This is a genomic window from Ruminococcus sp. 1001713B170207_170306_F1, assembly GCF_015668065.1.
Lineage (GTDB): Bacteria > Bacillota > Clostridia > Lachnospirales > Lachnospiraceae > Blautia_A > Blautia_A faecis.
Window position 1 is genome coordinate 25,237 of record NZ_JADPEX010000031.1, and the last position, 15,128, is coordinate 40,364.

General features: G+C 42.5%; 11 protein-coding genes and 1 riboswitch. Of the genes, 10 read left to right on the forward strand and 1 reads right to left on the reverse strand.

Annotated elements, in window-relative coordinates; translation table 11 throughout:
• The first annotated feature begins 112 nt into the window (after window positions 1–112).
• The 9 genes from hisI to I4V84_RS16585 all read left to right on the forward strand — a co-directional run bounded on the left by hisI (window position 113) and on the right by I4V84_RS16585 (window position 12,754).
• Window positions 113–457: a phosphoribosyl-AMP cyclohydrolase gene (gene hisI, locus I4V84_RS16545; protein ID WP_173771934.1), complete on the forward strand. Its 345-nt coding sequence runs from the start codon at window positions 113–115 to the stop codon at window positions 455–457.
• 113 nt (window positions 458–570) lie between these two features.
• The gene (locus I4V84_RS16550; RefSeq protein WP_195992994.1) at window positions 571–2,001 is read left to right on the forward strand and encodes a VanW family protein; all 1,431 of its coding nucleotides are present in this window, start codon (window positions 571–573) and stop codon (window positions 1,999–2,001) included.
• A 103-nt stretch (window positions 2,002–2,104) separates the two neighbouring features.
• Window positions 2,105–2,278: riboswitch (cobalamin riboswitch) on the forward strand.
• Between the two features lie 197 nt (window positions 2,279–2,475).
• Entirely contained in the window at window positions 2,476–5,499 is a 3,024-nt protein-coding gene (locus tag I4V84_RS16555; RefSeq protein ID WP_195992996.1) for a hypothetical protein, read from the forward strand.
• Between the two features lie 57 nt (window positions 5,500–5,556).
• A complete protein-coding gene (locus tag I4V84_RS16560) occupies window positions 5,557–6,756 on the forward strand; it encodes an ABC transporter substrate-binding protein (RefSeq protein WP_195992998.1) in 1,200 nt (399 codons plus the stop codon).
• Window positions 6,757–6,800: 44 nt separating this feature from the next.
• The gene (locus I4V84_RS16565; RefSeq protein WP_118583481.1) at window positions 6,801–7,853 is read left to right on the forward strand and encodes an iron ABC transporter permease; all 1,053 of its coding nucleotides are present in this window, start codon (window positions 6,801–6,803) and stop codon (window positions 7,851–7,853) included.
• Window position 7,854: 1 nt separating this feature from the next.
• On the forward strand, window positions 7,855–8,955 hold the full coding sequence (locus I4V84_RS16570; RefSeq protein WP_195992999.1) for an ABC transporter ATP-binding protein: 1,101 nt from the start codon (window positions 7,855–7,857) through the stop codon (window positions 8,953–8,955).
• 93 nt (window positions 8,956–9,048) lie between these two features.
• Window positions 9,049–9,912: a YitT family protein gene (locus I4V84_RS16575; RefSeq protein WP_118583485.1), complete on the forward strand. Its 864-nt coding sequence runs from the start codon at window positions 9,049–9,051 to the stop codon at window positions 9,910–9,912.
• Between the two features lie 103 nt (window positions 9,913–10,015).
• Window positions 10,016–10,939 (forward strand): alpha/beta hydrolase, encoded by a 924-nt coding sequence (locus I4V84_RS16580; RefSeq protein ID WP_148463403.1) that lies wholly within the window; start codon window positions 10,016–10,018, stop codon window positions 10,937–10,939.
• 3 nt (window positions 10,940–10,942) lie between these two features.
• Window positions 10,943–12,754, forward strand: a complete 1,812-nt coding sequence (locus I4V84_RS16585; protein WP_195993000.1) for a DUF6320 domain-containing protein — start codon at window positions 10,943–10,945, stop codon at window positions 12,752–12,754.
• Window positions 12,755–12,944: 190 nt separating this feature from the next.
• Here I4V84_RS16585 and I4V84_RS16590 read toward each other — a convergent pair whose 3' ends face one another.
• Window positions 12,945–13,466, reverse strand: a complete 522-nt coding sequence (locus I4V84_RS16590; protein ID WP_118583489.1) for a hypothetical protein — start codon at window positions 13,464–13,466, stop codon at window positions 12,945–12,947.
• Window positions 13,467–13,692: 226 nt separating this feature from the next.
• On the opposite strand from I4V84_RS16590, the gene I4V84_RS16595 reads away from it, so the two are divergent.
• The gene (locus tag I4V84_RS16595; RefSeq protein ID WP_195993001.1) at window positions 13,693–15,066 is read left to right on the forward strand and encodes a sodium-dependent transporter; all 1,374 of its coding nucleotides are present in this window, start codon (window positions 13,693–13,695) and stop codon (window positions 15,064–15,066) included.
• The last annotated feature ends 62 nt before the right edge of the window (window positions 15,067–15,128 follow it).

Here is a 15,128-nt window from a genome sequence, read left to right on the forward strand (position 1 = left end):
ATTACAATTAAGACGATATGATATATGCCACTTGTTTTCATTTTTTTCGAATTGAGCATGAAAGCAGGTGGCATAATTGCAGAAGAATTTTTCATAAAGGAGTATTAAAAATATGGAACAGAACCAATTAAAGTCCAAAATGTCCTGGTCAGATTTCAAATTAAACAGTGACGGCATGGTTCCGGTTATTGTGCAGGATTACAAAACAGACGAAGTTCTTATGCTTGCGTACATGAACGAGGAAGCATACCTTACCACTCTGAAGCTGGGAAAAATGACTTACTGGAGCCGTAGCCGCAACGAGCTCTGGACCAAAGGACTAACCTCCGGTCATGTTCAGTATGTGAAATCATTGACTATTGACTGTGATAATGATACAATTCTGGCAAAAGTAGAGCAGGTAGGGGCTGCATGCCATACCGGAAACCGGACATGCTTTTTTACCCCATTGCTCTAAAGCCTGTTTGAAAAATCATTCCTGCAATCTGCACGCCCCACTTTGCGATATATTTTGCAGAAAGCCTTTTTCAAACACGCTCTAAAAAAGACTGCAAAAGGTAAAATTATTACATGAAAAAACAAGTGAAAAACGGTGTGATCAAAGTTCTGATCCTGGTTCTGATTCTGGCAGGTGCGTATGGGCTGTGGTGTCATTTTCTTACAGATAATGTAATCTGGAAGAAGCTTAAAATAAACGGCATAGCCATTCAGGGAATGACCAAAGAGGAAGCCATTGACGCAATTTCAAAAGATTTTCAGGAAAAATATGAGAACACACAGATGACCATTACCCTGAATGGAAAGAACTTTAAGGTATCCATCTATCCTGTTCTCGGTCTTGATGTAAAATCAATTGTAGAAAGTGCCTATGCTCTTGGACATGGTGCCTGGTTTACTCATGGAACTGACCGCATCGAACTGATGAACAGCAAGACAAAGGAAGAAGTCACCCTTATGCCGGAAGCCAGAAATAAAGACGAACTGGACAAGCTTCTGGAGGATGCTGGAATTTCAAAGGGATCCACCACTATACAGACTTCCTGTGAACTTACAGATACAGAGCTGGTTATCACTAAGGGAAAAACCGGAATCGGTCCGGATATGGATGCACTGAAAGAAGCGATTCTAAAAGCAATTTCCATAGAAGATTATGAAGCTGTTATCGAATGTCCTACTATGAAGACACCGCCAGAGGAACTGGATCTGGAATCCTATTATGAAAAAGTACATACAGATGCCACAGATGCTTCTCTGGGGGAAAATAATGAAATTATTCCGGCAGTTACCGGAATTTCATTTGATGTGAAGTCAGCTGCAAAGAAGCTGGAAAAAGCAAAAGAAGGGGCAAAGATTACCATCTCCCTTGAAATAACCGTGCCCGAAGTTTCTACAGAAGAGATAGAAGCCCTTCCTTATCTGAATCTTCTTGGTACTTATACTACATATGGCGGCGGTACCGAAAACCGTGTTGCCAATTTGAAGCTTGCCGTGGAAGCCTGTGATGGAGTGGAACTTCAGCCAGGACAGATTTTTTCCTACAACGATACTTTAGGTCCACGTACTGAGGAACGAGGGTACAGGGAAGCAACTGTAATTGTAGGAGGCGAACATGCCCAGGATATCGGAGGCGGAATCTGCCAGATTTCCACTACGTTGTTTATGGCATGCCTGCAGTCTGATCTGACCATTGTTGAGCGTCATAATCACGCTGCCCGAATTGATTATGTTGAGGATGGTCTGGACGCAGCAGTGGTGTGGGGAGGTCAGGATTTCCGTTTTCAGAATAATACTGCTTATCCAATTAAAATTGAAGCCTCTTACGATGAAAAAGAGGAAGCCGTAACGGTATCCATTTACGGAACCCAAACTGACAATAATACGGTAGAGATTACTACAGAGCATTCCGATCCAAACACCTGTAAAACCTACCGCAGTGTCTACGATGAGAATGGAACACTTCTCCGCACAGATGAAGTCGGGTACAGTAAATACAAGCAATAACCCTATAAATCTATTGATTTCGACATAACGGTCTGCTATAATGAGGTGAATTGAATAAATCCGTTTTCAGTGCCAGACATATCTGTCTGCTACAGCGTGCAGATTGTGGGAATATTTTTTCAACACGCTCTAAGAGGGAATCAGGTGAAAGTCCTGAACGATCCGGTCACTGTAACCAGGGAGTAGAATCCAGTGAAACCATTGGTATATTGCTGAGAAGGATGGATTCTGTGTTGATCTGTAAGTCAGGAAACCTGCTGAATTCGTTTAATGAAAGCTTCCGAAGAAAGTACTTCATTCTCATTAATATATTTGATAATACAATATATTGAATTTTTAGTGCCTGTTTTCTCAGAGGAAGCAGGCATTTTTTTGAAATAATCCTGTCAGGATTGCCCATTGTACAAACAGGCTCCAGAAGCAATTGGGATTTATTCAAATTATAAAATAATAGGAAGAATCGAGGAAAAAGAAATGAAAAGAAATTCAAAACGCTTTCTTGCACTGTTCCTTTCCGTCGCGATGACGGTCACTCCTGCTGTACTTACACAGGCAGAAAATGAGGATGCAAACGTACAGGTTTCTGTTACACCAACTCCAGAAACAGAGGCGGAGAAGACTGCTGTTGCTGCTGAGACTCCTGTGCAGGAGAACGCAACAGCTGAGGAAGAAAACACTGACACTACAGTAACTCCGGCAGCAGTGGATGCCTCTGCTGTGAAAGAGACACCTGCTGCTACAGAAACACCTGCCTCTGAGACCACTCCTGAGGTTACTGCATCACCTGCTGAAGAAAGCAAAAATGAGGAAGCAGAAGCTCCACAGCCTACAGCTGCACCAGAAACAACAGAAGAGGGCAAAACCGAAGAGACAGATAAACCAGAAACAAAGCCAGAGGATCTGAACCCAGATGGTTCCAACATGACCATTGACAAGGAAGATAACAGTGCATATAAAATGCTTAAAATCAAAAGCTCTTCTGCTGAATTAAATGGTGATAAAATTAAGATAACCCTCAATACTGACGGAAAGAACTATGAGAAGCTTTATCTTGGTTCTAAAGAAGATCCTGACGAAGCAAAAAATGCAGCAGCAATCGTTGGTACAGAAAATGAAGATGGTTATACTTTCATTTTTGAGGTTCCTGCCAGTGAACAGGTCCAGACTTTCAGCATCGTACCATTTTCTGTAAAAAATCAGAAATGGTACACAAATATGGCTTTGAAACTGAACGTTCCAGGAATGAAAGCCCCGGAACCAACAGCTACTCCAGAGCCAACTGCAGCCCCTGAGCCAACTGCCACTCCACTGCCAACTGCAGCTCCAACCCAGGCACCAGCCCAGAATGAGATTACAGATGCCGGAATCAAGCTTGTAAAAGAAAACGGTGATGAATTTGCAATGTTCGTAATCACCGGTTCCACTGTAAAGGTTTCGGAGGATAAATATATTGTCACACTTTCTACCGCAAAACAGAATTATGACATGATCTATCTTGGCAGTGCCAGTGACTCTGATAAAGAAGCAAATTCCATCAAAGGAGTAGAGAACAGTGCAGGAGGCTATACCTACACCTTTGAAGTTACTGCAAGCAAGGAAGCTCAGACAATAGCAGTCGTTCCTCATTCCAAGAAGAGCCAGAACTGGTACGCAAAGGGTATATTGACGATTACCGTACCGGCGGTTCCAGGATATGGAGAGGCTGCTCCAACACCGGAACCAACTGTTTCCCCAGAGCCTACCGAAGCACCGGTTGAGACTCCTGCACCAACTGAAACTCCAGTGCCAAGCACAACTCCGGAAGCAGCCACCACCCCAGAGCCAACAGCAACCCCTGCTCCAGGCAGCTGTGCAAGCGGAATTTATAATATTACAGTAAACTCCAGTTCATCTATGTTCCGTGTAATTGACTGTGTCCTTACTTCCAAAAACGGAAAAATGACAGCTGTTCTTACTTTAAGCGGAACTGGTTACGACTATCTATGTCTGGGAACAAAAGAAGAAGCTGCCGCAGCAGATTCCTCCACCTGGGTTCCATATGTGGCAGACGCAAATGGCAAATATACATATGAGATTCCTGTTGAAGCCCTGGACAATGGAATTGCAGTTGCTGCTTTTTCCCACAAAAACCAGATCTGGTATGACAGGATCCTGACTTTCCAGTCCAGCACTTTAAATAAGATAGGTGACGTACAGGATGATCCGCAGCCAGATACTGCTCCTGACACAACAATCACAGCAACTCCTGCACCCACTGCAAAACCAAATAAAAAACCGACAGCAACTCCTACACCAACAGCAACTCCAAAGCCAGACAAGAAACCGGAAGAGGAATCCAAATACGAATCTGACTTAAGCGGCGGAACAGCATCTGTAAACAGTTCTACTACATTAGCAGATGGAACCTACACTCCTGACAGTTTCTCCTGGTCTGGTGGTTCTGGAAAGGTCAGCATTTCCTGTAACAAAGTTACGGTAACAAATGGTCAGGCATATGCGACTATTGTATTCAGCAGTGAATATTACGGTTATGTAAAAGCCAATGGAAATAAATACTACGGTGCATGCGGCGGCGGAACTTCTACTTTCACAATTCCGGTAGCACTGAACCAGAATAATACGATCATTGGTATGACAACCAGAATGTCCCAGGCTCATGAAATCACTTACACCATTTATATCGCTTTAAAGGGTGCAAACGATCCGAAGAAAACAGACAAGGATAACCCAGCTGATGACAACAGCATGCTTTCCACAGGAAACAAGAAGCTGGATGATTCTGCACCAGAGATCACAGGTCTTGAGTATAAAGACGAAACTACTCTTGAGCATGCAAAATACTTTAAGCTTTATCACTACGCAAAGGGTATTACCCTTCTTGAAGTAGATATGACAACAGATACTGCAAGAAAACCGGAAACTGTTGATTCCGGAAAAGAAGATGAAAAAACGAAAGCTGCTGATTCCCAGGAACTTACAGGTACAGAAAAGCTCTACATGGGCAATGTTGTAAAATACCTGATCGTACCTGAGGGTGCTGTTATCCCTGCAGGACTTGATAAAGATGTAATCGTAATCAACCAGCCGGTAGAATCTGCTTATGTGGCTTCCACAGATGCTCTTAACATTTTGGATAAGCTTGATCTTACAGACAAAGTTACTGCTCTTGGAATGGAAAAAGAGGACTGTACGGTAGACAGCCTTACAGCTGCTCTGGAAGATGGTTCCGTAACTTTTGCAGGAAAAGATAAAGATACAGATTACAAAGCTCTTGTAAAGAGTCAGTGCGGTATTTCTATCCTTTCTTCTGATATTCTCCCGACAGAGGAAGCAGACACAGAAGCAAAAGAAAACCTTCTGAAAGATTCCGCAGAGAAATATTCCACTCTGAAAATCCCGTTTATCGTGGACCGTTCTGCAGATGAAAAGGATGACAATGCAAAAGCTGAGTGGGAAAAAGCTTACGAAGCAATTTTTGTAACTGATGAGGAAGAATAAATTACTATTCTTCACCATATGCACAGTAGCAAGAATAATCAGCAGGAGAAAATAAAAATGTATGACAAAAAGCTGAAATATAAAATTTTAAGTATTTTTGCAGCAACAGTTATGACATTTACTGCCATTACTCCGGTATGGGCAGAAGAGGAGAACCTGAAAGCAGATGCTTCCGGGGAGACTTCTTCTGACACATCAGAAAAAAATGCTGCACCTGAAATTGCAGGTCTGACCTATGAATCCGCCATGGATCTGTCTTTTGCAGAATGCTTTGACGTGTATTATTACAATGACGGTTACAAACTTCTGGACATCCATGATGATGCCAGATATCTGATCGTCCCAGAGGGCAAAGAGGCACCTGATGATCTGGATCCTGAAATCCAGATCCTTCAGCAGCCACTTGACACCATCTACATGGCAGCCACTTCCCCGATGGCATTGTTCGATGCAATCGGAAGTGTAGACTCCATCAAGCTGTCAGGTCTTGATGCTTCCGGTTGGTATATCCAGTCAGCAGCTGATGCTATCAATAACGGCGAAATGACCTTTGCGGGAAAATACGATGAACCGGATTACGAGCTTCTGGTAGGTGACGACTGTGATCTTGCAATAGAGTCTACCATGATCCTTCATGCACCGAAGGTACAGGAGATGATCGAAACTCTTGGAATTCCTGTTTTCACCGATCGCTCCAGCTATGAGAGCCAGCCCCTTGGACGTACAGAGTGGATCAAGCTTTATGGCGCAATGATGAACAAAGAAGAGGAGGCAAAGACCTTCTTTGACCAGCAGGCACAGGTTATTGAGAAGCTAAAGGACTTTACAAATACAGAAAAAACAGTTGCATTTTTCTACATCAATACCAGCGGTTCTCCTGTAGTACGTAATCCTAAAGATTATATTTCCAGCATGATCGAGATTGCCGGTGGAAGAAATGCATTCGCAGATCTTCAGGATGACAGTGGAAAAACTTCCGTTGCCATTACCATGGAGGAATTCTATAATACTGCGTCAGATGCAGATTATCTGATCTACAACTCCAGTATTGATGCGTCTGTAAAAAGCATAGACGATCTTCTTGCAAAAGAAAGTCTGATGGCTGATTTTAAAGCCGTAAAAGAGGGAAATGTCTGGGTAACTGATGATTCCATGTACCAGCATACAGATACAATTGGTGAACTGATCACAGATCTGAACCTGATGCTTACCGGCGGAAGTGAAGAGGATATGACTTTTCTTCATAAGCTGAGCTGACAGCAGGTTCTGTTGTAAATGAAACAAAAATGGAGAAAAATAAAATGAGCAATCAATCCGCTGGAACCAGCTTCCACATGGAAAATTTTAAGAGACGATCTCGTTACGCTATGGTTTTCATTCTGCTGATCCTGGCCTTTGGCCTGATCACAGTTTTGAATATCAACACAGGAAATGTTCATATTTCTCTGTCTGAGATCATAGATATCCTGCTGAAAAAAGCCACAGATACAAAAGAATACAGCATCATCTGGAAAATCCGTCTTCCCAGGATCCTGATGGCTGCCATTCTTGGAGGTGCCTTATCCCTATCTGGTTTTCTTCTCCAGACCTTTTTTGAAAATCCCATTGCAGGACCTTTTGTTCTGGGAATTTCTTCCGGTGCGAAAATGGTAGTAGCTCTTACCATGATTTATTATCTTGGCAGAGCTGTAAACGTAACTTCTTACACTCTGATCATTGCAGCTTTTATTGGTTCCCTGATTTCCATAGGTTTTATTCTTCTGATTTCAAAAAGGATCAAGCACATGGCCACCCTTCTGGTTGCCGGAATCATGATTGGCTATATCTGTTCTGCAGTAACTGATTTTGTGGTAACTTTTGCAGATGATTCCGATATTGTAAATCTTCACGGATGGTCACAGGGAAGCTTCTCCGGTATGAGCTGGAGTAACGTTTACATTTCCTGTGTGGTGGTAGGAATTACCTTGGCCCTGACCTTCCTGCTGTCAAAGCCCATCGGTGCTTATCAGCTGGGAGAAGCTTATGCACAAAGCATGGGCGTAAATATCAAATTCTTCCGTGTTGCATTGATTTTGCTTTCCAGTATTTTATCAGCAACTGTAACTGCTTTTGCAGGACCGATTTCTTTCGTTGGAATTGCAGTCCCATTTCTGATGAAAAGAAGCTTCGGCACATCCAGACCACTTATAATCATTCCGGGAACATTCCTGGGCGGTGCAGTTTTCTGTATGATGTGTGACCTGATTGCCAGAATGGCTTTTGCCCCTCTGGAGCTGAATATCAGTACCGTTACCTCCATCTTTGGAGCACCTGTTGTTATTTTCATGATGTTGCGGAAGAAGAGAGGAAACTGAAATGGATAATTACTATTTTCATATGGATAACCTTTCTGTCGGTTATGACAAAAAGGCCTTAATTCATGATATCTGTATTGGAATTAAAAAAGGGGAGATTGTAACCCTCATTGGTCCAAATGGTTCTGGTAAATCTACGATTCTGAAAAGTATCACAAGACAGCTGCAGATCATTGGTGGAAAAGTTTACTTTGATGATCGCAATCTGAATTCTTTTTCCTATAAAGAGCTTTCCACACGCATGGCAGTAGTTCTTACGGAACGAATGCGTCCGGAGCTTATGACCTGTCATGATATTGTGGCAACCGGACGCTACCCTTATACAGGCAGACTCGGTATTCTTTCCAGAGAGGATGAGGAAAAGGTAGAGGAAGCCATGAGAGCGGTGCATGCGGAATCGCTTGGCAGTCGTGACTTTAACAACATCAGCGATGGCCAGCGTCAGAGAGTGCTTCTTGCCCGTGCGATCTGCCAGGAACCGGATATTATTATTCTGGATGAGCCAACCTCTTTCCTTGATATCAAACATAAGCTGGATCTTTTATCCATTCTTCGGGATATGGCAAAAAAGAAGCAGATCACAGTTATCATGTCTCTTCACGAAATCGATCTGGCACAGAAAATTGCAGATAAGATCATCTGCGTAAAGGGAGATACTATTTCTCATTTTGGAAAGCCGGAAGATATTTTTGAAGAGAACATGATCAAGGAGCTGTATGAGATCAACAATGGATTTTTTGATCCCCTGTTTGGAAGTATTGAGCTTCCGAAACCAGACGGAGAAGCGAAAACTTTCGTAATCTGTGGAAACGGCACTGGTATTCCCATATTCCGTCAGCTGCAGAAAGAGCATACACCTTTTATTGCAGGTATTCTTTACACCAATGACGTGGATTACCGCCTGGCAAGACTATTGGCTTCAAAGGTGATCACGGAAGAACCCTTCATGGAAATCAGTGAAGAAGCCTTCCAGAAGGCGCAAAAAGCCATGGAAAGCTGTGAGAGGATAATCTGCACGGCTGTTCCGGTTGGAAGCTGCAATAAGCGGTTAGGAGAGCTTATAGATGCAGCGAAGAAGAGCGGGAAAACAGAGTTTGTATAATTCTGCCTTGCGGGATTCTTTGATTCCGTTTCTTTACAGGACTCATTTTTTACGTTATACTGAGTTCACCGAAAGAAGGAGAGGACTCGTTTTATGAAAAAAAATATATTTACAAAAGACAACCTGATGTTCTTTATCATTCTGAATCTGGGATTGATTTTTACAGCGGTTGGAATTGCCATTTTTAAAACACCCAACCATTTCGCATTTGGTGGTACATCTGGTCTGTCTATTATCCTTTCTACCTTATTTCCGAAGTGGAATGTAGGTGCATTTATGTGGATCGTCAATGCAGCACTTGTTGTACTTGGATTTTTCTTCCTTGGAATCCGCTCCATGGGCTGGACTGTCTATTCCTCTTTTGCCCTGTCTTTCTATGTAAGTGCCTGTGAAGCTATTTATCCCCTTAGTTCGCCACTTACACATGACGTGTTCCTGGAGCTTTGTTTTGCAGTGATCCTTCCTGCAGTGGGAGCTGCTATGGTATTTAATGTCGGTGCCTCCACTGGTGGTACTGATATTGTGGCAATGATTTTGCACAAATATACCAGCCTTGAGATCGGGCGTGCACTTTTGGTCAGTGACCTGGGAATTGTGCTGATCGCTGCTTACCTTTACGGTGCCCAGACCGGACTTTACTGTATTCTTGGAATGATCCTGAAATGCACTGTAGTAGACAGTGCAATTGAGAGTCTGAACCTGAGAAAGGTATGTACGATCATTAGTAAATATCCGGAGCAGGTAGAAGAGTTCATCATCAATGACCTGCATCGTTCTGCCACAGAGCAGAAGGCCTTTGGCATCTATACCAAGAAGGAGCAGAAGGTAATGATGACTGTGCTTACCCGAAGCGAGACCAACCGTCTTCGTATTCATTTAAGACAGATTGATCCTCATGCATTTATTACCATCGTAAACAGCAGCGAAATCATTGGAAAAGGCTTCCGTTCTATCTGATGCCTGCCAGCTAATGCAGAAGACTGATTTTTCCATAACAGAACAGTCTGATGAAGCTTGATTTTAAAACCAGAAAGGAATACAGGCCATGATTTCCAAAACCATGCGAGCAATTCTCCACACCCTTTCCTACGGCAATATCGAAGTGGAATCCTCCCGCAGACTGGTGGACATTAAGAAGCTGGATGCCATGAATATTTTTCTGAAAAAAATGGATATCCAGATTTTCAACGAGGACTACGAAATCCCTCTGCGGATTTATTTTCCTACTGAAGAAGCCATGACAAACGGGGTGGAAAAAGGCCATACTTTTCCAGTTCTTCTATTTTTTCATGGCGGAGGATGGGTGACAGAAAGTGTGGATACCTATAACCGTGTATGTGCCAGAATGTCCCAGTCTACCGGTCATATTGTAGTATCTGTGGAATACAGGCTTGCTCCTGAATATCGTTTTCCAACGGCTCTGATGGACTGTTATGCAGCGGCGAAAGCGCTTTACACCAATAAGCTGATTCTGAATACTGATCCCCGGAAAATCACTATCATGGGTGACAGTGCCGGAGGAAATCTTGCAGCCGCAGTTGCTCTTATGGCAAGAGACAAGGGCGACTTTCAGGTATTCCGGCAGATTCTTATTTATCCAGCCTTATATAATACCTATACAACCGCATCTCCCTATGCCTCTGTGCAAAAGAACGGCACCGACTACCTGCTTACTGCAGTGAAAATGCAGGATTATCTGAATCTGTATGAGAGCTGTCCGGAGGATCGGGTCAACCCTTATTTTGCACCTCTTCTGGCAAGAGATTTTTCTAATATGCCAGAAACCCTGATTCTCACAGCAGAGTTTGATCCTCTTCGTGATGAAGGCGAAGATTATGGAAAAAAACTGGCAGAGGCTGGTAATTATGTAGAAGTACACCGGATCAAAGATGCACTTCACGGCTTTTTTGCTCTTGGAATCCGCTTTTTCCATGTGCAGGAAAGTTTTTCTTATATGAACGAATTCTTAAAAAGGGAAGTGTGAAAATTGAAAGAAGGATATTCGAACTGGAGAAAACTGGATAACGCGGCCCTTGCTTTTCCTCTGGTAACTGGCAAAAATGATACCAGAGTATTTCGTTTTTACTGTGAACTAAAGGAAAATGTAAAACCGGAGCTTCTTCAGGCCGCTCTTGAAAAAACCATGGAAAAATATCCTCTGTTTCAGATGGTTCTCCGAAAAGGATTATTCTGGTTCTACCTGGAACACAGGGATATTCGTCCAATTGTAAAGGAAGAGAAGAAGCCTCCATGCAGCAGGCTGTATATTCCGGACAAAAAGAATCTTCTTTTCCAGGTCAGCTATTATGAAAAAAGAATCAATTTTGAAGTTTTCCATGCACTGACAGATGGTACCGGGGCAATGCATTTTCTCCAGGAACTTGTAAGCAATTATCTGAAAAAGGCTCACCCGAAACAGGATCTGCCTTCTCTTCCAGTCACGGATATGAGCACCCCCGGTGATCAGGAGGAGGATAGCTTTTCCCAGTATTATTCCTCGGATATTCCCGGAAATTCTGAGAAAAAACCTCGCGCTGTCAGACTTCCGGGAGAACGGCTGCTTCATGAGGATATGCATATTACAGAGATTGTACTTCCGGTAAAAGAGCTTCATGCAAAAGCAAAAGAATACGGTGTCTCCATAACCATTCTGATCACAGCCATGTTTCTTTGTTCCATCCATGAGGAAATTCCCAAGAGCAGGCAAAATCGCCCCATTGCCCTTATGGTTCCTGTAAATCTGCGGAATTATTTTCCCTCACAGTCTATGGCAAATTTTTTTGGCTGGATAGAAGTGGGACATGATTTTTCCCAAACTTCTGATTTTACAGAAATTCTGGCTCACGTGAAAGAGCAGTTTGCCGCAGAACTGGTAGAAGAGAAAATTGCCAGACATATGAATAGCTATGTCCGTCTGGAGAAAAATCCGGTCATCCGTGCAGTTCCCCTGGAAATAAAGAAATATTTCCTTATGCTGGGAGCAAACCTAAGCTCTAGAAGCATTACGGCTGTTTATTCCAATATTGGAATTCTTCGTTTTCCAAAGGAGTATAACCAGTACATTGACCGTTTCGGAATTTTCGCAAGTACCAACTCCATGCAGCTTTGTTCCTGCTCTTACGAAAACGAAATGGTTCTTGGATTTACCTCCAAGCTTCCCAAGGATAATATTCAGCGAAATTTTCTGAACATGCTGAAAAAAGAAGAAATTCCTTATACAGAAAAAACCAATAATTTCCCCGGCTGTTCCCTGAAAGAGAAAAAGGAGGCGCAGAGAATCGTGCAGGTTTTCAATTTTGTCTGCATTGCAGCTGCAATTCTCTGCGGCATGATCAATTACCTTACACGGGAAAAACTGGACTGGTTCTGGTTCGCCGCAGCTGGCTGTCTTTGCGGATGGCTGATCGTAGCGGTTGCTTATGCCAAACGGAGGAATATCTTAAAAAACGAGATCATACAGTTGATCCTGGTAACTATTATCGCGGTTCTGTGGGACAAATATACCGGATGGCATGGATGGTCTCTGGATTTTGTCCTTCCATTTGGCGCTCTTGCAGTGCTTGGCTCTATACCTGTGATCGTAAAAGTACAAAAGCTGGAAAAAGAAGAGTATCTGTTTTACCTTGTTCAGGCTGCTTTTGCTGGTCTGGTACCGCTGATCCTTATGTTTTTTCACCAGATCCGTTTCCCATACCCATCTGTGGTATGCACAGGAATCAGTCTGCTGGTATTTGCAGGAATGTTTATTTTTAACAGCAATGATACTATCCGGGAGTTTCATAAAAAACTTAGAATGTAATAAAATGGACACAGATTGCAAGGACTTCTTTGCTGAAATTTCGCTAAAGCAGTCCTTGCGATCTGTGTCCGTCTGTTATGTCTGATACCCTAAAGCGTATTTGATAAATCATTCCCGTAATCTGCACGCCCCACTTTGCGGGAGTTTTTGCAGAAAGCCCTTTTCAAATACGCTCTGGAAGTTAATATAATTAAATTTCTACAAGAATTCCCTTCTCTTTATCATACTTACAATATTTGCCATTTCCGGAAATAAATGGCTGATAAGTATTCGTACGTGTATCTTTCACATATACAATTCCTGTGGCGATCATTTCTACCAATGAGAAACGTTTACTCAGGCTTGAGATCCAGGAGTAGGTTTTATTACTGTCAGAATCAGCAGCAACCAGACTGTATCCCTCTTCACACGGTTTCAGAGAGAAGTAAATTTTCTCCGGCTTAGAAGTCTCTTTAAATACCTGGCTTGCTATATAAGTAGAAAAATTCTTCTCCACAAACTGCTGGAAAGAGTATAAGGTATAAACCTCTCCGCTGACTTCGTCTGTAATCCGGTCTCCGCGCTGCAGACGCGCCTTGATCAGAGACAAAGTCTCAATGGTCCAGTTGATAAAGGAAATGCTGCTGTAGGTCATGCTCTCAAGAAGCTGGTCGATCAGTTTCTTTGTGAGAACATTCGATTTCGTTGCTTCATTAAACAATTCTTCATTCATAATCCGCACCCTCCATAACATATATATGTTAATTGATAAGCTTAATTATAAGATCTTATTTTATTAAAATCAATAATTTTTCCCTCGTTTTTGTATTATTTGTTATTTGTTATTGCTGTTATTTTATATATATTGTTTGCCTTTAACACAAAACCATGTTATCATCATAAGAGTTGGAGTTTATAAAAAGCAAAAACAAATTTTACGAATTTGGAAGGAAAAATTTATGGAAAAACATCATCATGAACGAAGTACTTTTTCCGGTAAACTGGGATTTGTACTGTCTGCTGCCGGAGCTTCCGTCGGACTGGGAAATATATGGCGATTTCCTTACCTTGCGGCAAAATACGGCGGTGGAATATTTTTACTGATTTACATTATTCTAGCACTTACTTTTGGCTACTCCATGATTGTCGCCGAAACCGCCCTTGGCCGAATGACAAGAAAAAGTCCGGTAGGTGCTTTTGGAAAATTTGGCAAGTCTAAATGGCTGTCCTTTGGTGGCTGGATCAATGCCATCATTCCAGTCCTGATCGTGCCATACTATTCCGTTATCGGCGGATGGGTTATCAAATATCTGATCGAATATATAAAAGGTAACAGCCAGAAGCTGGCAGAAGACGGATATTTTTCTGAGTTTATTTCGAATGGTACCTCCACAGAGGTCTGTTTCCTTATTTTTGCATTTTTAACAGTTGCAATCATTTATGCAGGAGTCCGAAACGGAGTAGAGCGCGTTTCCAAATTTATGATGCCGGTTCTGGTATTTTTATCTGTGCTTATTACTGTTTACTCTGTTACAAGACCAGGTGCCCTTGCAGGAGTGAAATATTTCCTGGTACCAAATATTGAGAATTTCTCCTGGATGACAGTGGTAGCCGCCATGGGTCAGATGTTTTATTCCCTGTCTATTGCCATGGGAATTCTGGTAACCTTTGGCTCTTATATGAAAAAGGACGTATCTATCGAAGGTTCCACCAAGAATGTAGAAGTGTTTGACACTGCAATTGCCATTATGGCAGGTCTGATGATCATTCCGGCTGTGTTTGCATTCTCCGGTGGAGATCCGGATACTTTACAGGCAGGACCGGCGCTTATGTTCATCACCATTCCCAAGGTATTTGCCAGTATGGGGTTGGGAACTCCCATTGGGATTCTGTTCTTTGTACTGGTGCTGTGCGCAGCTCTTACCAGTTCTATTGCCCTGACGGAGAGCGCTGTATCTACCTTCCAGGACGAACTGAGATGGCACAGAAAGAAAGCAACCGTTATTGTTGGTGTGATCATGATTCTTCTTGGAACTCTTTCTTCCCTTGGATATGGACCGCTTGGCTTTGTAAAAATCATTGGAATGCAGTTTCTGGATTTCTTTGATTTCCTCACCAATTCTGTAATGATGCCAATTGCCGCACTTGCAACCTGTCTTTTAATTTCCAGAAAAGTGGGAGTGAAAAAGATTGAGGAGGAAGTAGTAGCTGAAGGCGGAACTTTCCGCAGGAAAAAGATTTTTAACTTTATGATCAAATACCTCTGCCCGATATTTGCAGCAATTATCCTGCTTAGCTCTGTAGCAAATGCATTTGGACTGATTTCCATGTAAATAATTTGTAACTGTTCTGTACTTCTCAGTTACCACTTCGCGAAATAATACCTGCTGAATAA

Coding starts and splice junctions, on each gene's coding strand:
- I4V84_RS16590 (WP_118583489.1), bottom strand. CDS start 13,466: ATGAATGAAGAATTGTTTAATGAAGCAACGAAATCGAATGTTCTCACA.
- I4V84_RS16580 (WP_148463403.1), top strand. CDS start 10,016: ATGCGAGCAATTCTCCACACCCTTTCCTACGGCAATATCGAAGTGGAA.
- hisI (WP_173771934.1), top strand. CDS start 113: ATGGAACAGAACCAATTAAAGTCCAAAATGTCCTGGTCAGATTTCAAA.
- I4V84_RS16565 (WP_118583481.1), top strand. CDS start 6,801: ATGAGCAATCAATCCGCTGGAACCAGCTTCCACATGGAAAATTTTAAG.
- I4V84_RS16560 (WP_195992998.1), top strand. CDS start 5,557: ATGTATGACAAAAAGCTGAAATATAAAATTTTAAGTATTTTTGCAGCA.
- I4V84_RS16575 (WP_118583485.1), top strand. CDS start 9,049: ATGAAAAAAAATATATTTACAAAAGACAACCTGATGTTCTTTATCATT.
- I4V84_RS16595 (WP_195993001.1), top strand. CDS start 13,693: ATGGAAAAACATCATCATGAACGAAGTACTTTTTCCGGTAAACTGGGA.
- I4V84_RS16570 (WP_195992999.1), top strand. CDS start 7,855: ATGGATAATTACTATTTTCATATGGATAACCTTTCTGTCGGTTATGAC.
- I4V84_RS16550 (WP_195992994.1), top strand. CDS start 571: ATGAAAAAACAAGTGAAAAACGGTGTGATCAAAGTTCTGATCCTGGTT.
- I4V84_RS16555 (WP_195992996.1), top strand. CDS start 2,476: ATGAAAAGAAATTCAAAACGCTTTCTTGCACTGTTCCTTTCCGTCGCG.